Source organism: Pseudomonas sp. NPDC089428 (assembly GCF_044749325.1).
Taxonomy (GTDB): domain Bacteria; phylum Pseudomonadota; class Gammaproteobacteria; order Pseudomonadales; family Pseudomonadaceae; genus Aquipseudomonas.
The window spans coordinates 13,291-34,574 of the sequence record NZ_JBIVHT010000019.1 but is presented as its reverse complement, the minus strand read 5'-3'; the positions used below and the strand labels follow the sequence as shown (position 1 = coordinate 34,574).

Annotated in this window: 17 protein-coding genes and 1 pseudogene; 10 read left to right on the top strand and 8 right to left on the bottom strand. The window is 63.4% G+C overall.

From position 1 onward, the window contains the following. Nucleotides 1-23: 23 nt before the first annotated feature. Nucleotides 24-2,111: a putative bifunctional diguanylate cyclase/phosphodiesterase gene (locus ACIPZ5_RS24380; protein WP_400811060.1), complete on the top strand. Its 2,088-nt coding sequence runs from the start codon at nucleotides 24-26 to the stop codon at nucleotides 2,109-2,111. Here ACIPZ5_RS24380 and ACIPZ5_RS24375 read toward each other — a convergent pair. Then, a complete protein-coding gene (locus tag ACIPZ5_RS24375; RefSeq protein WP_261944086.1) occupies nucleotides 2,108-2,368 on the bottom strand; it encodes a DUF1652 domain-containing protein in 261 nt (86 codons plus the stop codon). The genes ACIPZ5_RS24380 and ACIPZ5_RS24375 overlap by 4 nt on opposite strands. A 295-nt stretch (nucleotides 2,369-2,663) precedes the next feature. Here ACIPZ5_RS24375 and ACIPZ5_RS24370 point away from each other — a divergent pair, with 295 nt between their 5' ends. Continuing rightward, a complete protein-coding gene (locus tag ACIPZ5_RS24370; protein ID WP_400811058.1) occupies nucleotides 2,664-3,893 on the top strand; it encodes a pyridoxal phosphate-dependent aminotransferase in 1,230 nt (409 codons plus the stop codon). Here ACIPZ5_RS24370 and ACIPZ5_RS24365 read toward each other — a convergent pair. Continuing rightward, nucleotides 3,819-4,466, bottom strand: a complete 648-nt coding sequence (locus ACIPZ5_RS24365) for a DUF1345 domain-containing protein (protein WP_261944088.1) — start codon at nucleotides 4,464-4,466, stop codon at nucleotides 3,819-3,821. The genes ACIPZ5_RS24370 and ACIPZ5_RS24365 overlap by 75 nt on opposite strands. A gap of 132 nt (nucleotides 4,467-4,598) precedes the next feature. On the opposite strand from ACIPZ5_RS24365, the gene xerC reads away from it, so the two are divergent. Next, the gene (gene xerC / locus ACIPZ5_RS24360) at nucleotides 4,599-5,513 is read left to right on the top strand and encodes a tyrosine recombinase XerC (RefSeq protein ID WP_261944089.1); all 915 of its coding nucleotides are present in this window, start codon (nucleotides 4,599-4,601) and stop codon (nucleotides 5,511-5,513) included. Between the two features lie 161 nt (nucleotides 5,514-5,674). On the opposite strand, the gene ACIPZ5_RS24355 is transcribed toward xerC, so the two are convergent. Continuing rightward, entirely contained in the window at nucleotides 5,675-6,865 is a 1,191-nt protein-coding gene (locus ACIPZ5_RS24355) for a type II secretion system F family protein (RefSeq protein ID WP_400811056.1), read from the bottom strand. 11 nt (nucleotides 6,866-6,876) lie between these two features. Then, nucleotides 6,877-7,302 (bottom strand): type II secretion system major pseudopilin GspG, encoded by a 426-nt coding sequence (gene gspG, locus ACIPZ5_RS24350; RefSeq protein ID WP_085678895.1) that lies wholly within the window; start codon nucleotides 7,300-7,302, stop codon nucleotides 6,877-6,879. Between the two features lie 185 nt (nucleotides 7,303-7,487). Here gspG and ACIPZ5_RS24345 point away from each other — a divergent pair, with 185 nt between their 5' ends. From ACIPZ5_RS24345 to ACIPZ5_RS24330, 4 genes are all read left to right on the top strand, one after another. After that, a complete protein-coding gene (locus tag ACIPZ5_RS24345) occupies nucleotides 7,488-8,081 on the top strand; it encodes a lytic transglycosylase domain-containing protein (protein WP_400811054.1) in 594 nt (197 codons plus the stop codon). 106 nt (nucleotides 8,082-8,187) lie between these two features. Continuing rightward, nucleotides 8,188-9,660, top strand: coding sequence for a sensor histidine kinase (locus ACIPZ5_RS24340; RefSeq protein ID WP_400811052.1), 1,473 nt, complete (start codon nucleotides 8,188-8,190; stop codon nucleotides 9,658-9,660). Nucleotides 9,661-9,949: 289 nt separating this feature from the next. Then, nucleotides 9,950-11,443 carry a sensor histidine kinase gene (locus ACIPZ5_RS24335; protein WP_400811050.1) on the top strand — a complete coding sequence of 498 codons (1,494 nt, stop codon included), beginning with the start codon at nucleotides 9,950-9,952 and terminating at the stop codon, nucleotides 11,441-11,443. Further along, nucleotides 11,418-12,845, top strand: a complete 1,428-nt coding sequence (locus ACIPZ5_RS24330; RefSeq protein ID WP_400811048.1) for a sigma-54-dependent transcriptional regulator — start codon at nucleotides 11,418-11,420, stop codon at nucleotides 12,843-12,845. The genes ACIPZ5_RS24335 and ACIPZ5_RS24330 overlap by 26 nt, the downstream gene beginning before the upstream one ends. A 135-nt stretch (nucleotides 12,846-12,980) precedes the next feature. Here ACIPZ5_RS24330 and ACIPZ5_RS24325 read toward each other — a convergent pair whose 3' ends face one another. From ACIPZ5_RS24325 to ACIPZ5_RS24315, 3 genes are all read right to left on the bottom strand, one after another. Further along, nucleotides 12,981-13,283, bottom strand: a complete 303-nt coding sequence (locus tag ACIPZ5_RS24325; protein WP_400811046.1) for a hypothetical protein — start codon at nucleotides 13,281-13,283, stop codon at nucleotides 12,981-12,983. 84 nt (nucleotides 13,284-13,367) lie between these two features. Further along, on the bottom strand, nucleotides 13,368-14,720 hold the full coding sequence (locus ACIPZ5_RS24320; RefSeq protein ID WP_400811044.1) for a GntP family permease: 1,353 nt from the start codon (nucleotides 14,718-14,720) through the stop codon (nucleotides 13,368-13,370). A gap of 111 nt (nucleotides 14,721-14,831) precedes the next feature. Continuing rightward, nucleotides 14,832-15,371 (bottom strand): gluconokinase, encoded by a 540-nt coding sequence (locus ACIPZ5_RS24315; protein ID WP_313711644.1) that lies wholly within the window; start codon nucleotides 15,369-15,371, stop codon nucleotides 14,832-14,834. Between the two features lie 206 nt (nucleotides 15,372-15,577). Here ACIPZ5_RS24315 and ACIPZ5_RS24310 point away from each other — a divergent pair, with 206 nt between their 5' ends. From ACIPZ5_RS24310 to ACIPZ5_RS24300, 3 genes and pseudogenes are all read left to right on the top strand, one after another. Next, entirely contained in the window at nucleotides 15,578-16,597 is a 1,020-nt protein-coding gene (locus ACIPZ5_RS24310) for a LacI family DNA-binding transcriptional regulator (protein ID WP_400811042.1), read from the top strand. Between the two features lie 76 nt (nucleotides 16,598-16,673). Then, nucleotides 16,674-17,495 (top strand): annotated as a pseudogene (locus ACIPZ5_RS24305) (PAS domain-containing protein); the annotation flags it as partial. Nucleotides 17,496-17,537: 42 nt separating this feature from the next. After that, complete coding sequence (locus tag ACIPZ5_RS24300) at nucleotides 17,538-18,032, top strand: methyl-accepting chemotaxis protein (protein WP_400811140.1); 495 nt, start codon at nucleotides 17,538-17,540, stop codon at nucleotides 18,030-18,032. Here the strand turns inward: ACIPZ5_RS24300 and ACIPZ5_RS24295 are convergent. Then, a complete protein-coding gene (locus tag ACIPZ5_RS24295; RefSeq protein ID WP_400811138.1) occupies nucleotides 18,007-21,282 on the bottom strand; it encodes a transporter substrate-binding domain-containing protein in 3,276 nt (1,091 codons plus the stop codon). The genes ACIPZ5_RS24300 and ACIPZ5_RS24295 overlap by 26 nt on opposite strands. Nucleotides 21,283-21,284: the final 2 nt, after the last annotated feature.

The following is a 21,284-nucleotide window of genomic DNA, read 5'->3' as shown; positions in this document are numbered from 1 at the left end:
CCTGTCCCGAGCTGGATTTTCCAATGCTGAACGGTAGTTACTCCTCCGCGCTGGTGCTTATCTCACTCTGCGTGGCTATCCTCGCTTCCTACACCGCACTCGACCTGACTGGCCGTATCGCCACGGCCAAGGGCCGTGCCGTGCATCTTTGGATGGGCGGGGGCGCGCTGGCCATGGGCATCGGCGTGTGGTCGATGCACTTCATCGGCATGCTCGCCTTCAGCCTGCCCATCGCCCTGGGCTATGACATCGGCCTGACCGTGTTATCACTGCTGATTGCCGTGCTGTCTTCCGGTTTCGCCTTGTGGCTGGTGAGCCAGCCAAGCCTGCCCAAGCAGCAGCTGGCGTTCGGCGCGCTGATCATGGGCTCCGGCATCGCCTTCATGCACTACACCGGCATGGCGGCGCTGCGCATGCTGCCCGGCATCGATTATGACCCGGCCTTGTTCGGCGCCTCACTGGCCATTGCGGTGGGCGCATCGGCAGCCGCCTTGTGGATTGCCTTCCGCCTGCGCCAGCACACCCCCTACGTGCGCCAGGTCCGCGGCCTGGCGGCCATGGTGATGGGGGTTGCCATCGTCGGCATGCACTACACCGGCATGGCTGCGGCAAACTTCCCCGAGGGCAGCTACTGCGGCGCGCTGACCAGCGGGTTGCAGGGCGATGGCCTGGTCTACCTGGTGCTGATCACCACCCTGGCGGTGCTGGCCGTGGCCTTGCTCACCTCGGTGCTGGATGCACGCCTGGAGGCGCGTACCGCAGCACTGGCCCACTCGCTGACCCTGGCCAACCAGGAGCTGACCCAGCTGGCCTTGCACGACACCTTGACCGGGCTGCCCAACCGCACGCTGTTGTCCGACCGCATCGATCAGGCGATTGGCAAGGTGGCGGAGCAGGGCGGCTGCTTTGCCTTGATGTTCATCGACCTGGACGGTTTCAAACCGGTCAACGACGCCTTTGGCCACCATGTCGGCGACCTGCTGCTCAAGGCCGTGGCAGCCCGCCTGCGTGGCCATCTGCACAGCCAGGACACCCTGGCGCGGATCGGCGGTGACGAGTTCGTGTTGCTGGTGGAACTGCAGGAGCCGGAAGACGCCATGGATGTAGCGGTCAAGCAGGTCAACCTGGTGTCACGCGCGTTCCGCGTCGCCGAGCATGACCTGCAACTGACTGCCAGCCTGGGCATCGTGCTGTACCCCGGCAACGGCCACGACCAGCTGGAACTGCTGCGCAACGCCGATGCGGCCATGTACCACGCCAAGAGCGCCGGCAAGAACGGCTACAGCTTCTTCGACGCATCGATGAACAGCAACGCCCGTCAGCAGTTGCAATTGTTGCAAGACCTGCGCATGGCCCTGGAGCAGGGCCAGTTCCGCTTGCACTACCAGCCTAAGTTCGACGCTCAGGCCCGCGCACCGATCGGTGCCGAAGCCTTGCTGCGCTGGGAGCACCCACAGCACGGCCTGATGTTGCCGGACCGCTTCATCGGCCTGGCGGAAAAGACCGGCCTGATCATCCCCATCGGCGAGTGGGTGCTGGATGAAGCTTGCCGGCAGATGCGCCAGTGGGTCGAACAGGGCCATACGGACTGGCGCATGGCGGTCAACCTGTCGGCCATCCAGTTCTGCCACGCCGGCCTGGTGGACAGCGTCGCCCGGGCCCTGCAGGAGAACGGCCTGGCAGCCAACCGCCTGACCCTGGAGATCACCGAAACCACCGCCATGCACGATGCCGATGCCAGCATGGCGGTGCTGCAGCGGCTGTCGGACATGGGCGTGGACCTGTCCATCGACGACTTCGGTACTGGCTATTCGAGCCTGATGTACCTCAAGCGGCTGCCGGCCAACGAACTGAAGATCGACCGTGGTTTCGTGCGTGACCTGGAGCAGGACAGCGACGACGCGGCGATTGTTTCGGCGATCGTCGCCCTGGGCCAGGCGCTGGGCCTGCGCATCGTTGCCGAAGGGGTGGAGACCAACCGCCAGCAGGACTTCCTGACCCGCCTGGGCTGTGATTCGCTGCAAGGCTACTTGCTCGGTCAGCCGGTGCCGGCCGAGCAGTTCATGGGCAGGTTGCAGGTGTTGCGCGAGGAAAGCGAGGCGGCGGTCTAGCCCGCATCAAGCAAGGTAAAGGGGGGCGAGAACGCTTCCATCTCGGCCTCCACGGCCTCGATGATACGTTCGACATCCGCTGCGGCCATGATCGCCGTGCAGGGGATACCGGCGATGGCCAGCAGGGTCTCGCCGGTGGCGCGGTCGAACAGCCGTGCAACCATGCTGCGCGGTGCATCCATGCTGGCCTCGAAGCCCAGCGGATGGAAATGCCAGCGCATCACCTGGCAGGCGTTGGGGAACGTCATCTTGTTCAAGCCAGCCTCCTTGTCCTTGCCTGGACGCGGTGATCGGTTGCCGTTCGCTCGGCTGCCGGGAACCTAACCATAGCATCTGTCACAGGCCATGTTCGGTGCAAAACAAGACAAATGTATTAATACATGACAGCGTTCACAGAGCCATCAGGACAACCGTCTTACGGCAAATGGCCACGCAAACGTTTTCTCTGCATGATGGCAGCATGGTTGTCGTTTTGCTCTGCTAGTTTTAACGTCATTCGGCGCACAGCGTTTTCGGACGAGCGGTGCGAGCTGGGCAGACAGGGAGACAGTCATGCGCTATTCCACGCTCACTCACCGCATTGCCAGCGACGCCGGTGCGGCGTGGGATATTCACTACCAGGCCCAGGCATTGCGCCGCGCGGGGCGCGAGATCTTCCTGCTGTCGATGGGGGACCCGGATTTCGACACGCCAGCGCCGGTGGTCGACGCAGCGATAGCCAGCCTGCAGCGCGGTGAAACCCATTACAGCGACGTGCACGGTAGCCTGGCGCTGCGCCAGGCGATTGCCCGGCGCACGGGGGCGCAAGTCTCGGCCGACCAGGTGATGGTCCTGGCCGGTGCCCAGTGCGCGCTGTACGCGGTTTGCCAGTGCCTGTTCGAAAGCGGTGACGAGGTGATCGTTGCCGAGCCCATGTATGTCACCTATCAAGGTGTGCTTGCAGCCAGTGGCGCACAGCCGGTGCAGGTACCGATCAGTCCGGAGCAGGGTTTTCGCCTTGACCCGCTGGCAGTGGCCCGGGCGATAACCCCGCGTACCCGTGGCCTGTTGCTGAATACCCCGCATAACCCGACGGGCGCTGCCATCTCGCCGCAGGACATGGCGCGGCTGGGGCAGCTGTGCCGGGAACATGACCTGTGGCTGGTGTGCGATCAGGTGTACAGCGGCTTGCTGTTCGACGGCGAACCGGCAGACCCGATGAATTCGCCGGGCATGGCCGAGCGCTGTGTGCTGATCGACAGCGTGTCCAAGTCCCACGCCATGAGCGGTTGGCGGGTGGGTTGGGTGGTCGGCCCGCAGCCCTTGATTGCACACCTCGCCACCTTGGCCATGGTGATGCTGTTCGGCCTGCCGGAATTTGTCATGGCTGCTGTTTGCATGGCGCTGGAGCAGGATCTGCCGGCCGTACGGGAGATGCGCGAGGCTTATCGGCAGCGGCGCGATCGGGTCTGTGCTGCCCTGGCAGATTGCCCCGGGCTGCTCGCCCATCGGCCGGCGGGCGGCATGTTCGTCATGCTCGATATCCGTGCCACTGGGCTCAGCGCCCAGGCCTTCGCTCAGCGCCTGCTGCTGGAGGAGGGCGTAGCACTTTTGCCTGGGGATGCGTTCGGCCCCAGTGCGGCGGGCCATGTGCGCATGGGGCTGGTGCTCGATGCCGAGCGCCTGGAGCAAGCCTGTCGGCGCATCGTTGCCTGTGCCGGGCGCGTGCTAGCCGAGCAGGCCTGCCGCAATGTTGATGGTAAAGCCCAGAATCGCCGTGTTGAACACAAAGCCTACCAGTGAATGCGCCAGCACCACCCGGCGCATGCCACGCCCGCTGACGCCGACATCGGAAGTCTGCACGGCAACACTGATGGTGAACGAAAAGTAATGGAAGTCCCAGTAATCCGGGTTGCACTCACCGTCCGGGAAGCGCAGCGCCGGCGCATTGCGCTCGCCGGTATAGAACAGGCGGGCGTAGTGCAGGCTGAAGATGCAGCCGATCAGCAGCCACGAGCCGGCTACGGTGAGCCCGGTATACAGGTAGTGCAGGGCCAATGCGCTGCCTTGCAGCCCGCGGCTCGAAACCAGCTGCAGAGTGACGGCGGCCAGGCTGGCGATGGCCGCGACACACACGGTGAACAGCACCAGGCCGGCGTTTTCGTCCTCGACCCTGGCGACCTTGCGCACTTTGTCGGGGCTGGCACGCCAGGTCAGCCACAGGACCAGCAGCAGGTACAGCCATACGCCCAGATTCCAGCCAGCAAGGATGCGCTGCACGGTGTCGTCGGCAGGGATCAGCCAGGCGCCGAGCATGCCGGCCAGGGCGGCGATGCTCAGGCGGGGGTGAGTACGGGTAAGGCGGTGGAAAACCATGGGCGCTCGCGTGTGGATGCTCGGTCTGAACTCTAGACCACAGATCACCTGCCACGGTATGGGTTCGATCAAGTTACTGGGTTTGCGGTACCATTGCGCGCCGTTGCTTCGATTCGCTTCAGGATTCACGTTTTGTCCGACCTTTCGCAAAATCCACTGCTGCAATACCTGGCCCGGCTGGCACCGTCCAGCCAGCAGACCATGCGTTACATCCTCCAGGATGCCGCCGACCGGCTCGGTTTCGTCGACTGCAACCTCGTCGATGTGCCGTGGCACCGGCTGGACCCTGGCCATGTGATTGCGCTGGTGGCGGCATTGCGCGCCGATGGTTATGCGCCGAACAGCTCCTCGCTCTATGTCAACGCCGTGCGCGGGGTGATGAACGAGGCGTGGCGCCAAGGCCTGATCGACCATGAGCAGTTGCTGCGCATCCGTGAAGTGAAGCCGGCGTCCGGCAGCCGCCTGCCGCCCGGGCGCAACCTGCGGCGCAGCCTGATTCGCGAGCTGATGGACCTGTGCGAGGCCGACCCACGGCCGCAGGGGGTGCGCGACGCCGCCATCATCGCCTTGCTCTACGGTACTGGCATGCGCAAGTCCGAATCGGTGGATATCGACCTCAGCCAGGTCGACTTCGAGGCGCGCAGCCTGCAGGTCACGGGCAAGGGTAACCGGCAGTTGATCAAGTATGCCCCGGCCTGGGCATTCGAAAAGCTGCAGGCCTGGCTGGACCTGCGCCGGCAGGCGCTGCCCGAAGGGGCGTCGGACGACCCGTTCCTGTTCAACCGTATCCGCCGTGGCAACCACATCACCCGGGCACGCATCACCAAGCATGCGATCTATTACATCGCCCGCCAGCGCGGCGCCCAGGTGGGGGTTAAGATCATGCCCCATGATTTTCGCCGGGCGTTCATCACCCGGGTGATCGAAGAGCATGACCTGTCGATTGCGCAGAAGCTGGCGCATCATGCCAACATCCAGACCACTGCCAGTTATGACCGGCGTGATGACAACGAACGGCGGCGCGCGGTGGACCGCTTCGACTACTGATTCGCTTGCACCAGCCCTTTCGCGGGGCAAGCCCGCTCCCACAAAAACACCAAAGGCTCGAATTCAGTGAAGTTCTGTGGGAGCAACTGTCTTGCTCAGTTTCTAGAATCTGGCGCGATCCCTGTGGGAGCGGGCTTGTCCCGCGAAGAGGCCCTGACAAGCTAATGAATGCTCGAAGCCAGGTCGAAGATCGGCATGTACATCAGGATCACGATCCCGCCGATCAGTAGCCCGATGAAGGTCATCAGCAGCGGTTCGAACAGCTTCACGAACCACTCTACCCAGCGGCCGATTTCCTGATCATGGAAATCGGCGCAGCGTTCGAGCATTTCCCCCAGGTTCCCCGATTGTTCCCCCGCCCGCAGCAGCCGCAGCGATACGGGGGTGACCAACTGGCCGGCCTCCAGTGCGTCCGATAACGGCAGCCCTTCACCCACGCGCCGGCTGGCCTGCTCAAGGCCTTGCGCCGAAGCGCTGCCGAGCAGCCCATGGGCCATGCCCATGGCGGTGAGAATCGGAATACCGCCCTGCAGCAGGATCCCCAGCGAGCGATAGAAACGCGCCAGCTCATACATCACCAGGCGCTGATGCAAGGCGGGCAAACGCCGCAGTTGCCGCGATGCAAAGCGCCGTACCAACGGGTTGCGGCGCAGTACCACCAGCGCACCGATGCCGCCCGCGACCGCCAGGGCCAGCGGCAGCTGCTGGGCATGCAGGAACAGGCCGACATCCATCAGTACCCGGGACAACCAGGGCAGTTCGCTGCCCATGCCCTCGAACACCAGGCTGAAGCGCGGTACTACATAGCCGAGCAGGAACAGCACCACACCGCCCCCCACCAGCAACAGCAGCAATGGGTAGACCGATGCGCCCACCAGTTTCTGCCGGACCAGGTCCAGGCGCTGGCGATAGCCGATGTAGCGGGCCAAGGCGTCCCCCAGCGCGCCGGTGCGTTCGCTGGACTGCACCAGCGCCACGTACAGTGGCGGAAACACCCGTGGCTGCTGTGCCAGCGACTGGGACAGCGAGCGGCCTTCATAGAGCTGACGCACCAGCTCGGTCAGGACCTTGCGCGTAGCCCCGACGGGGGACTTTTCCGCCAGGCTCTCCAAGGCATCGATCAGCGGCAGGCCGGCGTGCAGCAGGGTGGTCAGTTCCTGGCTGAACAGCACCAGGTCGAATGTCGCCGCACGGCGCCAGGCCAGGCCACCCAGGGCTTTACCCTGGCCGCGCACGCTGACCACCCGCAACCCTTGGTGCTCGGCCTGGCGACGCGCGTGTTCGGCGTCTTCGGCGTCGACCTGTATCTGCACGATGCCCTGTCTGCCGAGGGCCTTGAGGCTATAGCGCATGTCCGTTCTCCTCATTGCCAGCTGGTGATTTCAGCGTTTTCGCCATCGCCGCCGGGCTGGCCGTCCTTGCCCATCGACAGCAGGTCGTACTCACCCCCGTTTTCGCCGGGCTGACGGTAGATGTAGGGGCGGCCCCAGGGGTCCTGCGGCACCGCCTTCTGCAGGTAGGGCCCCGACCAGCGCGCCTCGCCACTGGGGGCTGTGACCAGCGCCTGCAGGCCCTGCTCGCTGCTGGGGTAATGGCCCACTTCCAGGCGGTACAGGTCCAGGGCCTTGCCCAGGCCTTCGATCTGCGCCTTCGCCACCTTGGCTTCCGAGCGACCGAGCTGGCTGAAGTACTTGGGCGCGACGATGCCGGCCAGTAAACCGAGCACCACCAGGACTACCAGGAGTTCAAGCAGGGTGAAGCCCCGTTGGGGGTTGGATTTGCGCTGCATGGTGAAGCCCTCCGCTGGATGGGGACACGCTTTTCCAAGCCACATGCAACAGCCGTGCACGTCTGCCTCGGGGCCTTGCGCCATGCGCCATGGCAAGCGGCACGGTGCTTGCGTCGTTGCACAAAAGCCCGGGTTTTCCGGGGCATTTCCCCCATATCGGGGGGCACGGCGGGGAGGCGACCGACATGCGAGTGGTGATCCTGGTAGTGACCTGGCTGGTGGCGGCATTCGCCCAGGCCGACATGTACATTTCCGTCGATGCCAATGGCGGCTATGTACTGAGCAACGTCCACCGGCCAGGACGCCATTACCAGCGGGTGATCAGCGAACCCCTCGCCCAGGCAGGCCCGGCCGATGCGCAGTTGATCACCGGGCGGCCCTATGCCGAACTGGTGGCGGCGGCTGCCCGCGACTACGATGTGCCGCTGGCGCTGCTGCATGCGCTGATCAAGGCCGAGTCAGGCTACAACCCGAAGGCCCGCTCGGCGGCTGGGGCGGTGGGGCTGATGCAGCTGATGCCGGACACGGCCAAGGAGATGGGGGTGGAGAATATCCTCGACCCCGAAGACAACGTGCAGGGCGGCGCGCGCTACCTCAAACGCATGCTGACCCTGTTCGACAATGACATCACCCTGGCCGTAGCCGCCTACAACGCTGGCCCCGATGCCGTGCGGCGGCGCGGTGCGGTACCACCGTTCGCCGAGACCCGCCGCTACGTGCCAACCGTGCTGCGCGAATACCGCAAGCTGCAGGGGCTGGCCGATGACTCGCCGCTCTGAACGGACCTTGCGTCGCACAAGTGGCGCAATTCGTCCCCAATCAATCCCATGGTCACCCAACTCTGGGCTATAACCTTTGAACAGGTGCCCTGCAGTGGAGTCCGCCATGGACGTCGCCCCCCGTACCGAAGCAATTGAGGCGCCTGCGGGTAGCGAAGCCGCTGCGGCGCGCCGGCCCTTCAATTTGCTGCGCTGGTACGCCTGGGTGAGCCTGGCGATCATCCTGTCGGTGGCTGCGGGTCTGGGGCTGATTTCCAGCCGTTTCATCATCGATGAGAGCATCGAGCGCGACGCTTTGCTCACCGCGCAGTTCATCACCTCGATCGCCGATGCCGAAGTGCGCCATGTGTCGATCCCCAATGTGCGCACCATGGGTGAATTGCTCGATCCACGCGCCGATCACACGGTCTTGCCCGATGTCGACCCGGAAGCGCGGCGCAAGGCCCGCGGTGAGTTCCTCGACCATATCGCCCATCTGCCGGACATGCTGCTGGCCAACATCTATGCCCCGGACCGGACGGTGATCTGGTCGACCAACCCGGCGCTGATGGGCAAGCTGATCGCCGGTGATGAAGACCTGGATCGGGCCTTCGAGTACAAGATGCGGGTCTCGGCCAGTTACCACAATTTCGAGCAGGCACGCATCGAGCAGAAGTTCGTGGTCCCGCCGGAACAGCTGTTCATCGAAAACTACATCCCCTTGTTCGATGCCGATGGCGATACCGTCACGGCGATGGTGGAAATCTACAAGGAGCCGCGCGACCTGATCGTGCGCATCGAGCATGGGCTGATTCTCATCTGGCTGGCCATCACCGTCGGTGCTGCGCTGGTCTATATCGGCCTGTACGGCATCATGCGCCGCGCCGCGCGAGTGATGGCGGTGCAACAGAAGCGCCTGATCAGCAGTGAGACCTACGTGGCCCTTGGCGAGGTGTCGTCGGCGGTGGCTCACAGCCTGCGCAACCCGTTGGCCAGCATCCGCTCCAGCGCCGAACTGGCCCAGGCCTTCGATGAAGGCCCGGCACAACGCAACATCAATGACATCATCAGCCAGGTCGACCGCATGTCGCAGTGGATTCGCCAACTGCTGCAATCCTTGCGGCCGCTGAACGACGAAGCGGTGCCGGTCGACTTGCCCCAGGTTCTGCAGGAAAGCCTGCAGAGTTTTGCCGTGCCGCTGGCGCGCAGCGAGGTGACGCTGGATCTGCAACCAATACCGTCGGTGCAGGTGCTTGGCCACCCGGCGCTGCTGGGGCAGATCTTCAACAGCCTGATTGCCAATGCCCTGGAGTCGATGGAGCAGGGTGGGCGCTTGCGTATCGAGGTGGTCAAGCGGGACCGGCGCAGCCTGACCTTGCGCCTTGCCGATACCGGCAAGGGCATGAACGAGCAGCAGCAGCGCCTGGCGTTCAGGCCATTTTTCAGTACCAAGCAAGGTGGCCTGGGTGTGGGGTTGGTACTGGTCAAGCGCATCATGGAACGCTTTGGTGGTTCGGTCCGCCTGAGTAGCAGCGCAGGCCATGGCACGCGGGTCTCGCTCAATTTCCGGCTGGTCTGTTCATCACAAAAAGCTTCATAAATATGTCTTAACCTATTGAAATAAAAGTATTTTATCAGTTTTGGGTAAAGGGTACCCAATAATGGGGAATCACTTTCGAAGCAGCATCATGAATACCTCATAACTATATGATTTATATAGATAAGACGATTGGTTAGAAGGTGTGGCTGAGTTCTTGCAGGTTCTCGTAGCAGGTAACGCGCGACAAATGGCGGTGGCAACCGCCCTGGTGGGGTGACATCAATTTGCTACTATCGGTAGCAATGCGCTGACCACCTTCTGAACGGACTCCCTGTACGGGAACGACGCGATGCAGATGCTGGATGAAGAGGTTCCCGCAAAGCCCGCCGCACTGCCCAGCAGCAGCGGCCTGGCTGTGCCGCTTCGCGAGTTCAACCTGCTGCGCTGGTTCTCGGTGATCAGCTTGCTGATCATCGCCTCGGTGGCAGGTGGCCTGGGTTATGTGTCGACCCGCTTCGTGGTGCGCGACAGCGTCCAGCGGGATGCCATGCTCACAGCCCAGTTCATCCAGTCCCTGGCCGTGGCCGAAGTGCGTCATTCGCAGCTGCCGCCCGGCACCACCATGGGCGAACTGCTCAACCCGCGCCTGGACCAACAGCACCTGCAGGTCAGCCCGGCCTTGGCCGAGGCGACTCGGGTCGAGTTTCTTGACCACGTCGAGCACTTGCCGGATACCTTGCTGGCCATTGCCTATGCCCGTGACCACAGCATCGTCTGGTCCACCAACCCCGAGCTGATCGGCAAGCGCATAGAAGGCGACGGCGAGCTGGAGCGCGCGTTTCGTTCGCGCAAGGCGGTATCGGCCAGTTACCACAAGGCCGATGAAGACCGCGAAGAGCAGAAATTCCTGCGCGAGCCCCAATACCTGTTCATCGAAAACTACATTCCCCTGTTCGACAGCCAGGGCGACCAGGCCATGGCCATGGTCGAGATCTACAAGGAGCCCCAGGACCTGGTGCGGCGTATCCAGCGTGGTTATGTGCTGATCTGGGCCTCGACCCTGGTGGGTGGGGCGCTGATCTACTTTGGCCTGTTCTGGATCGTGCGCCGCGCCGCGTACATGCTGCAGCAGCAACAGGACCGGCTGGTGGCCAGCGAAACCTATGTGGCGCTCGGCGAGATGTCGTCCGCCGTGGCCCACAGCTTGCGCAACCCGCTGGCCAACATCCGTTCCAGCGCCGAGCTGGCAGAGGAAATAGCCAGCCCGCAGGCGCAGAAGAACATCAGTGACATCATCAGCCAGGTCGATCGCATGTCGCGCTGGGTGCGCGAGCTGCTGGTGTCGCTGCGCCCGGCCAGCGATAGCGCCGAGGCAGTAGACCTGGTCGCGGCGATCGAAGATACCCACCTGGCCTTTGCCCAGCAGATCGAGCGCAACGGCGTACGTTTCAGCTTCGAAGGGCCGCAGACGCAGTGGGTGGCCAGCCAGCCGCTGCAGTTGACGCAGATTCTCAACAGCCTGTTTTCCAATGCCCTGGAAGCCATGCCCAAGGGTGGCGTCCTGCATGCGCAGGTCACCGTGCAGGAGGGCCAGCGCGCGCAGCTGCTGCTCAGCGACACCGGCAAGGGCATGAGCCAGCAGCAGGAAAGAATGGTGTTCAAGCCTTTCTACACCACCAAGCAGGGCGGCCTTGGCGTAGGCCTGGCCCTGGTCAAGCGGATCATGGAACGGTTTGGCGGCTCGGTCAGCCTGAGTAGCCGTGAAGAGGAAGGAACCCGCGTCAGCCTCACTTTCAATATCGCAGCGGGAGGGGACCATGGAGCACAGCATCCTGGTAGTTGAGGATGATGAAATCCTCGGCGACAACATTCGCACCTATCTGAGCCTCAAGGGCTTCGAGGTGACGCTCTGCCACAGTGCGGAGCTGGCGCTGGAACAGATCAAGCGGGCCCAGCCCGATGCGGTACTGACCGACAACTCTCTGCCGGGCATGAGCGGGCACGACCTGCTGCGCACCCTGGTGTCGCAGGCGCCGGACCTGAAGGTGATCATGATGACCGGTTACGGCAATGTCGAAGACGCCGTGCAGGCCATGAAGGAGGGCGCGTTCCACTACCTGACCAAACCGGTGGTGCTGGCCGAGCTCAAGCTGACCCTGGAAAAGGCCTTGGCTGCCGAACGCATGGAGCGCACCCTGTCGTTCTACCAGGAACGCGAAGCGCAGAAGTCCGGGTTGCAGGCGTTGATCGGTGAGTCGCCAGCAATGCTCACCCTCAAGCACACCCTGCAGCAGGTGCTCGACGCCGAGCGGCGCATGGCAATGGACGACCTGCCACCGGTATTGATCGAAGGCGAGACCGGTACCGGCAAGGAGCTGGTGGCCCGCGCGCTGCATTTCGACGGCTCGCGCAGCAAGGGGCCATTCATCGAGTTCAACTGTGCCTCGATCCCGGCCAATCTGCTGGAGGCCGAGCTGTTCGGTCATGAGAAGGGCGCATTCACGGATGCCAAGGAGCGCCGCGTGGGCCTGGTGGAAGCGGCCGATGGCGGCACGCTGTTCCTCGACGAGATCGGCGAGATGGACCTGGTACTGCAGGCCAAGCTGCTCAAGCTGCTGGAAGATCGCAGCATCCGCCGCATCGGTGCGGTCAAGGAACGCAAGGTCGACCTGCGGGTGATCAGTGCCACCAACTGCAACCTTGAGCAGATGGTACAGCAGGGCAAGTTCCGTCGTGACTTGTTCTTCCGTTTGCGCATCATCGCCCTGAAGGTGCCGCGGTTGTATGCCCGAGGCCAGGATGTGCTGTTGTTGGCCCGGCATTTCCTGGCGCATCACGGGCGCCGCTACGGCAAGCCGAACCTGCGTTTCAGTGCCGAGGCCGAAGCCTTGATGTTGAGCTACAGCTGGCCGGGCAATGTGCGTGAGCTGCGTAACATGCTGGAGCAGACAGTGTTGCTGGCTCCCAACGAAGTGGTGCAGGCACACCAGTTGAACCTGTGCATGGCCTTGATCGACGAGCCTGTGGTGGCTCAGCCCACCGCGACCGTATACGAAATGCCAAGGCATGAGCCCGAGCCGGGCACCAGCCTGCCGGACATGGAGCGTGATTTGGTGTGCAAGACGCTGGATCGTACTGACTGGAATGTCACCAAGTCTGCACGGATGCTCGGCTTGTCACGCGACATGCTGCGTTACCGCATCGAGAAACTGGGGCTCACCCGGCCTGACAAGCGCCAGTGGTAGACCGCAAACTCGCTTGTACTGGCGAACGAATACCCTGTGGGAGCGGGTTTACCCGCGAAAGCGATGAAAGACTCACCGTCGCATTCGCGGGTAAACCCGCTCCCACAGGTCGTTTGGCTGGCGAATAATGGGGTATCAACGCTGACTGCCACTGCTTCCATCAGCGCCTTGGCTCCCGGTCCCTTCCGAGCCGCTGCCATCCATCCCCGGCAGGTCGCGGTTGTCATTCTGCCTGGCTGGCGGGCTTTGCGGGTCATTGCCTTGAATGCGCGGGTCGGTATCCCGAGGCATTGGCTTCTCGATCGGGTTCAGGGTGCTGTCGACACCCGGCTGGGGGGCCGGGTTATGCGGGTCATCGGGATAAGTGGGCCCGGTGCCGACCGCCAGGGCCAGCGGTGAGGTGAGCAGGGCGAGCAGCAGCAGGGTCGAGCGGGGCATGGCAGGCTCCTTTGCGTAGGGTAGGGCTCATACCTGTGTTGGGCCCTACCCGAGCAGCTCTGGTGCCATCCCCCCGATCAGCGGTCACACCACCGTCGACAGCGCCATGATGAAGATGATGCCGACGATCGACAGGATCGTCTCCATCATGCTCCAGGTCTTGAAGGTTTCCGCCACGGTCATGTTGAAGTACTGCTTCACCAGCCAGAACCCGGCGTCGTTGACGTGGGACAGGATCAGCGAGCCGGCGCCGGTGGCCAGCACCAGCAGTTCACGGTTGACCCCGGGCACCAGGTCGATCACCGGGGCGACGATGCCGGCGCCGGTAATGGTCGCCACGGTCGCCGAACCTGTGGCGATGCGGATCACCGCCGCCACCAGCCAGGCCAGCATGATCGGTGATATCTGGGCCTGCACGGCCATCTGCCCGATCACGTTACCCACGCCGGTATCCACCAGCATCTGCTTGAAGCCGCCACCAGCGCCGACGATCAGCACGATGGCCGCCGTCGGTGCCAGGCTCTGGTCGAGCATCTTCATGATCTGCTGGCGGTTGAAGCCGCGGGCCGAACCGAAGGTGTAGAAGGCCAGCAACAGGGCGGCGAGCAGCGCGGTGATCGGGTGGCCGATCAGGTCCATCCACTGGCGGAAGATGTGCTCGGCCGGCAGTACCACGTCGGCGAAGGTCTTGAGCAGCATCAGCGCCACGGGCAGCAGCACGGTGACCAGGGTGATGGTGAAACTTGGCAGGTTGTTCTGGTCCGACTCCTTGGCAATCTGGTCCATCAGCTCCTGCGACGGGTTGCCCGGGATGTAACGGGCAATGAAGTTGCCGAACAGCGGGCCGGCGATGACCGCCGTGGGCAGCGCAACCAGCAGGCCGTAGAAGATGGTCTTGCCGATGTCGGCGTGGAAGATGCCGATCGCCAGCAGCGGGCCCGGGTGTGGCGGGACCAGGCCATGTACCACCGAAAGCCCGGCCAGCAACGGAATGCCGATCTTGATCAGCGACACCCCCGAGCGCCGGGCGACGATGAACACCAGCGGGATCAGCAGCACGAAGCCGATCTCGAAGAACAGCGGGATGCCGACCAGGAAGGCGGCGAACATCATTGCCCAATGCACGTTCTTCTTGCCGAAGGCGCGGATCAGGGTTTGCGCGATCTGGTCGGCGCCACCGGAGTCGGCCATCAGCTTGCCGAGCATCGTGCCCAGGGCGAGGACGATGCCGACGAAGCCGAGCACACCACCGAAACCGTCCTGGAACGATTTCATGACCTTGGCCACCGGCATGCCGGAGGTCAGGCCGAGGAAACCGGCAGCCAGGGTCAGGGCGACGAAGGGGTGGACCTTGAAATGGGTGATCAGCAGGATCAGCCCGACGATGGTGACCAGCGCGTCGAGCAGCAGGTAGGTATCTGTAGCCAGTCCGAACATGGTTTTGATGCCTCGGTCTTATCGTTGTTTTGGGCGTAGCTTTTATGGAACGTCCGTCGCCTTGAGGCGCCGGGACAGCGCTATCTTTGGTGAGCCGGGAAAACCGCCGGTTCAGGCAGTCCGCGCCAGCTTCCGGTCACCGCAGGGCTTTAGCCAGGCATCGACCGTTTCAGCGAGCACCGCAATCGGTTGAGTGGCGTCCAGCGGCAGGGTCAGCGGCTCGCCATGGGGCGGCTCGAGGGCAGCGAACTGGCTGTCGATGAGGCTGGCCGGCATGAAGTGGCCGGGGCGGGCGAGCACGCGTTTTTCCGCCTCGGCGGGGGTCAGTTCGAGGAACACGAACACCAGCTCTGGCATTGCCGCGCGCAGCGTGTCGCGGTAACGACGCTTGAGCGCGGAGCAGGTGAGAATTGGCCGTTCGCCAGCTTTCACCGTCGCTTGCAGCTCTTGGCCCAGGCGCACCAGCCAACCGGCACGGTCGTCGTCGTCCAGAGGGATGCCAGCGCTCATCTTGCGGATGTTTTCGGCAGGGTGGAATGCGTCGCCTTCAATGAGGCGACCGCCGCTTCGCTTGGCAATGGCCTCACCGACGCAGCTTTTGCCGCAACCGGCCACGCCCATCACCACGATGGCGGACAGGGGAGAATTCATCAGTACCTCCTGCGGGGTGAGACAGCGCTGTCTCGTCATGGACGAAACGCCACCTCCCCGGTGTTATTGATCTTGTCCTTACGCAGTATGGACGCTTGGCAGCGTGCTGCAGTGGCCACTACCAAAGATTACATTGCCTGCGTCCTGAGACAGCGCTACCTTAGTGGCCGTTCCCCATTCCTGCAAGTAGTAAAATTACAACATTCATGTCTCGCTCAGGCTCTCGCACCACAGGTCGTCCCACGCTGGCTGAAGTCGCCAGGCTTTCCGGGGTTTCCCCAATTACCGCTTCGCGCGCCTTGCGCGGCGTGAGTACGGTCGCCCCGGAACTGGTGGAAAAGGTCATGGCCGCCGCCGCGTCCCTGGGCTACGTCGCCAACCCTGCGGCCCGGGCGTTGGCCTCGGCGCGCAGCCAGTCGGTGGTGGTGTTGATCCCGTCGTTGTCCAACCAGCTGTTCATCGACACCCTCGAGGCCATCCACGAGGTCATGCGCCCGCGTGGGCTCGAAGTGCTGATTGGCAACTATCACTACGACATCGACGAAGAAGAAAACCTGATCCGCAATTACCTGGCCTATCAGCCCTGCGGCATGCTGCTCACCGGTTTCGATCGCAGCGACGCCTCGCGGCAGATGCTGGCAGCCAGCGGCGTGCCCTGCGTGCACATGATGGAGCTGGGCGGTCAGGCGGGCGCGTTGTCGGTGGGCTTTTCCCAGCAGCAGGCCGGGCGGGCCGCAGCAACGCACCTGATCGCGCGTGGCCGGCGGCGCCTGGCGTTCATTGCCGCGCAGCTCGACCCACGGGTGATGCAGCGTGCCGAAGGCTTCCGCCAGGCCCTTGCCGAAGCCGGCATGCAGGCCACCGAGCTGGAGATCCTGGCGCCGCAACCGTCGTCCATTGCCTTGGGCAGCGAACTGTTCAGCCAACTGTTGGCCCAGGCGCCCGATGTGGATGGCATTTTCTTCTGCAACGACGACCTGGCCCAGGGCGCGGTGTTGCAGGCGTTGCGCCAAGGCATCGAGGTGCCGCGCCAGGTGGCCATGGTCGGCTTCAACGACTTGCCGGCTTCGGCGCACATGGTGCCGCGCCTGACCTCCATCCGCACCCCACGGGCCGCCGTTGGTCGGGGGGCCGCCCAGGCACTGCTGGCATTGCTCGATGGCAAGCGGGTAGCGACCGAACAGCAGGACCTGGGCTTTGAACTGATGGTGCGCGAGAGCTCGTAAGGTTACTCAGGAACCTTCGCTAACTAATTAATTGCAAAGTGATATCAAACTGCTTGCGCGGCAACAATGCCGATCTATGCTCAGAAAACCCTGGGCATCAAAGGATCCTGGCGCCATGTTCGACTTCCACCGCAAGTCAGATTTGCTCGAAATCCAGAGCACCCGCAAGGCCTTGGCCGAGACCCAGGCCAAGCTCGCCGCGATCAGCCGCTGCATGGCGATGATCGAGTTCGCACCCGACGGCACCATTATCGATGCCAATGCCCAGTTCTGTCAGGCCATGGGTTACAGCAGTGAAGAACTGCGCGGCAAACACCACCGCCTGTTCTGTGACCCAGGCTATGCCAAGAGCGCCGAGTACCAGTTGCTGTGGCATGAATTGGGGCAGGGCAAGGCCATTAGCGGTACCTTCGAACGCATTGACAAGGCCGGCCGTGAAGTGTGGCTGGAGGCCAGCTACATGCCGGTGCTCGACGAGCAACAGCAGGTCACCAGCGTGATCAAGGTGGCGGCTGATATCAGTCAGCGGATCAAGGACGAGCACGAAAGCGAAAGCCTGCTCAAGGCCATTGGCCGGTCCATGGCCGTGGTCGAGTTCACCCCGCAAGGGCGGGTGATCAAAGCCAACCGCAACTTCCTCGAAACCATGGGCTATTCCCTGGAAGAAGTGCAAGGCCGTCACCATGGGCTGTTCTGCCTGGCCCATGAGCGCGAATCCGGCGCATACCGCGAGTTCTGGGCTTCGCTCAATCGCGGCGAATATCACTCGCACCGCTTCGAACGGGTCAACAAGCAAGGCCAGACGGTGTACCTGGAGGCTTCGTACAACCCGATCTTCGACAGCAAGGGCCGCTTGTACAAGGTAGTCAAGTTTGCCAGCGACATCACCGCACAGGTCAATACCCAGCAGAGCGCCGCCACGGCGGCCCATGCCAGTTCGGTGCAGACCGATGCCTGTGCGCGCAAGGGCAGCGAAGTGGTGCAGCAGACCGTGGAGGTCATCGAGCAGATTTCCCAGGAGCTCAATGACGCCGCGCGCAGCATTGATGCGGTGAGCAAGCAGTCGGATGTGATCGGGCAGATCGTGCTGACCATCCGCGGCATCGCCGACCAGACCAACCTGCTGGCCTTGAACGCGGCCATTGAAGCGGCCCGGGCCGGTGAGCATGGTCGCGGCTTTGCCGTGGTGGCCGACGAGGTGCGCAGCCTGGCGGCGCGCACCAGCAAGGCAACGCTGGAGATCGTCGATGTGGTGCGGCAGAACCACGACCTGTCACTGACCGCCGTGGCCAGCATGCAGTCGAGCCTGTCACGGACCGGGCGGGGTGTTGCCCTGGCCAACGAGGCGGGAACGGTGATCATGGAAATCCAGCAGGGTTCTCGCCACGTGGTCGACGCCATCAGCCAGATCAGCTCGACGCTGCAATTGAACTGAGGGTGTCGCCCAGCTCCCGCAACAACGCCTGCAGGCTCGCTTCCAGCTGCAGGCGCAATGCCTCTGTCGGCAGCCCTTGGGCATGTGCCAGTTCAATGGCATCGCACGCCTTGACTACCCCGTGTACCCGCAGCATCTTGGCGCCCCCTTTGATGCGATGGGCGAGGGCGCGCAACGCCTCGTGGTCAGCGGGGGTACCCAGCGCTTGCAGGGCGGCAAGGTCTTCGTCGGCACTTTGCGTGAGTTGTTCGAGCAGGCGCCTGGTCAACGCCTGGTCATCCTGGGTCAGGTGACGCAGCTCATTGAGGTTGAAGCCGCTCGCCCTGGCGGCCGACACCGGTGTGCGGGTGCGCCCGTGCGGCAGGTGAGCCTTCAAGGTCCGCAGGCCGATGGGTTTGAACAGGCAATCGTCCATACCACTTTCCAGGCAGCGTTGACGCTCCTCGGCCTGGGCATTGGCGGTAACCCCGAGCATGCTGCAGGCGGGCTGCCCACGTTCTTGCTCCAGCTGCCGAATCCTGCGGGCCAGTTCATGGCCATCCATTACCGGCATGCTGCAGTCAGTGATGACCAAATCGAATATGTGCGCTTGCCACAAGGCCAGCGCCGTTTCGCCATTGTCGGCCAGCGTCACCTCGTGGCCGAGGCTGTTGAGCTGTTTTTCCAGCAGCATCAGGTTGGCAGGGTAGTCGTCGACCACCAGCACATTCAGAGGCCCGCTGTCGGTTTCGTCGGCGGCCTCGTCGTGCTCCACTGGCGCGGGTGGACTGCTCAGTGCAAGCGGCAACTGGACGAGCACGCGGGTGCCGACGTCTTCCACGCTTTGCAGGTCCAGCCTGCCCCCCATCAGTTCGGCCAGGTTCCGGCTGATCACCAGGCCCAGGCCAGCGCCCTGGCTGGCCCGTGGGCCTGAGGCCTGGGTGAAGGTGTTGAACAGCCGCGCCTGATCCTGTTTGGCAATACCGATGCCGGTGTCGCTCACGCCCAGCTCGACCAGCGCGGTGTCGCCCGCTGGCGAGGGTTTGAAGGCAAGGCGGGTCATTACGTCGCCACGATCGGTGAACTTGATGGCATTGCTCAGCAGGTTGGAGAGGATCTGCTTGAGCCGCAACGGATCAGCCAGGACCCAGAGCGGTTCGTCTGGCAGTTCGCCTTGCAGGCGCAGGCCTTTTATCCGTGCATTGCCCTCGAACACACGCAGCGTGCTGCGTACCAGGTCGACCAGGTCGGTCGCCACCGGCTGCAGGGTCATGTGCCCGGTTTCAATGCGCGAGATGTCCAGAATGTCGCCGATCAGCCCAAGCAGGCCGATGGCGGAGTCGTGAGCGGTTTGCAGGGTCTGGGTGTCGCAGTGACCCGCACGGTTGTCCTGCAAAGCCAGTTCCAACAGGCCGATCACCGCGTTCATCGGGGTACGGATCTCATGGCTCATGGTCGCCAGGAACGAACTTTTGGTCTTGCTGGCCTGTTCAGCTTCGTCCTTGGCCTGGCGCAGCTGCTCCAGCAGCCCGCGGCTGAAGGCCAGTTGTGTCTGCAGCGCGCGTTGAGCTTCGGTGCGCTGGTGGATCAGTTTGCGCAAGTAGCTGTTCCAGAACACCACGCCCGCCAGCAGCAGGGCAGACAGCACCAGCACTTGCAATGCCAGTGTGCGGTAATTGCGCCAAGGGCTGTCGCTGACCAAGGTGCTGGTGCGCCAACGGTTTATCAGCTGATCCAGCTCTTCGGGGGGGATGCTCATCAATGCCTTGTCGAGGATGGCCTGCAGTTGCGGCTGGTCAGGCGCCACGGCAAAGGCGGCGGCAGCCGGCTCGTCGCCCATGACACTGGCGATACGCAGCTGCCCGTTGAACACGTGGTTGATGTAGTACGAGGCATTGATGTAGCTGCTGTAGGCGACGTCGGCATCGCCATTGGCCACGGCTTCCATGAGGCCAAGTGAGTTGTTGACCATGACCAGTTTCGCCTGCGGAAAGCGGCGCTGTACTTCGGCGCGCAGGTGGGAGCCATGGAGCAGGGCGATGCGCTGCCCGTCGAGGTTTCTGGCTTGCAGTGGCCAGGGCGTCTGGCTGCGGGTCACCAGCACCCTTGGGCTGACCAGATAGGGGCGGGTATAGCGCAGCTGCGCCGCGCGTTCTGTGCCGTAGCCCAGTGCCCCGATCATTTGCGCCTTGCCGCGTGCGACTTGTTCGACCATCTGCTGCACGGTGGCCTGTTCGACGAACTCGAACTGCAGGCCGGTGCGCAGGGTGATCTGTTTGAGCAGGTCAATGGTGATACCGCTGACATGCTGGTGGGCGTCGTTGAAGGTCAGGGGGGCGAGGGCCGTATCGACCAGCACACTCACGGTCGGGTGGCTGGCTATCCAGTGTTTCTCTTCGTCAGACAGTGCTGACAGGTGGCGCTCCAGCAACAGGCTGGTATTGCCACTGCTCCAGCGGCGCAGGATGTTCAGGCGTTCGCTTTCGGTGATCCTGGCCATGGCCCCATCGACGAGCTTGCGCAGCCGCAGGTTGTCGTTAGCGAACGCGAAGGCAAACTTTCCGGGAGCCGCCTGGCTGAAATGGTCGATCTTCATCATGCCCTGGTAACTTTTGCCAATCAGGTAATCGGTGCTGATGGCGTCCCCCAGATAGGCGTCTACCTCACCCAGCTCGACCGCTGCCAACCCCGCCAGGGTCGAGCGATAAAGGCTCAGTTGTGCGCTGGGATAGAGCGCACGGACCGTCTCGCCGGGCAGGTAGTGGTCGACCATCGCCAGGCGCAGCCCCGCCAGGTCCTTGCCATGCTGCAAGCTGGTGTTCTGGCGAGTCACGATGACCGGCAGGTCATCGGCATAGGGCTGGCTCAGGCTGAGCTGGGCATCGGCAGCCTCGAAGCCGTTGGAACTGCCGAGCATGTCGATCTTGCCTGTGCGCAACGCGGCAATCGCCTCGTAGCGGCTGGCGAACCGCCTGACTTCGATCGGAGTGCCCAGCTGTTCGGCGATCAACCCGGCATAGTCGGCACTTAGGCCCTCGTAATCGGCCAGGCTGACGTTTATCTCGAAGGGTGGGTAATCCGGCCGTGAAGTCCCCAGCAACAACGTACCGCGCTGCTGCAGCCACTGGCGGTCTGCTTCATCCATTTGCAATGTTTGCGTGGCACTGGTGGCGCGAGCCAGCAAATGCCGTGGCTCACCGTCGGCGAGTACCACGCGCGGGAAGCAGACCAGGCTGACGATCAGGAGCAAGCTGGCCAGTACAGGTTTCATGT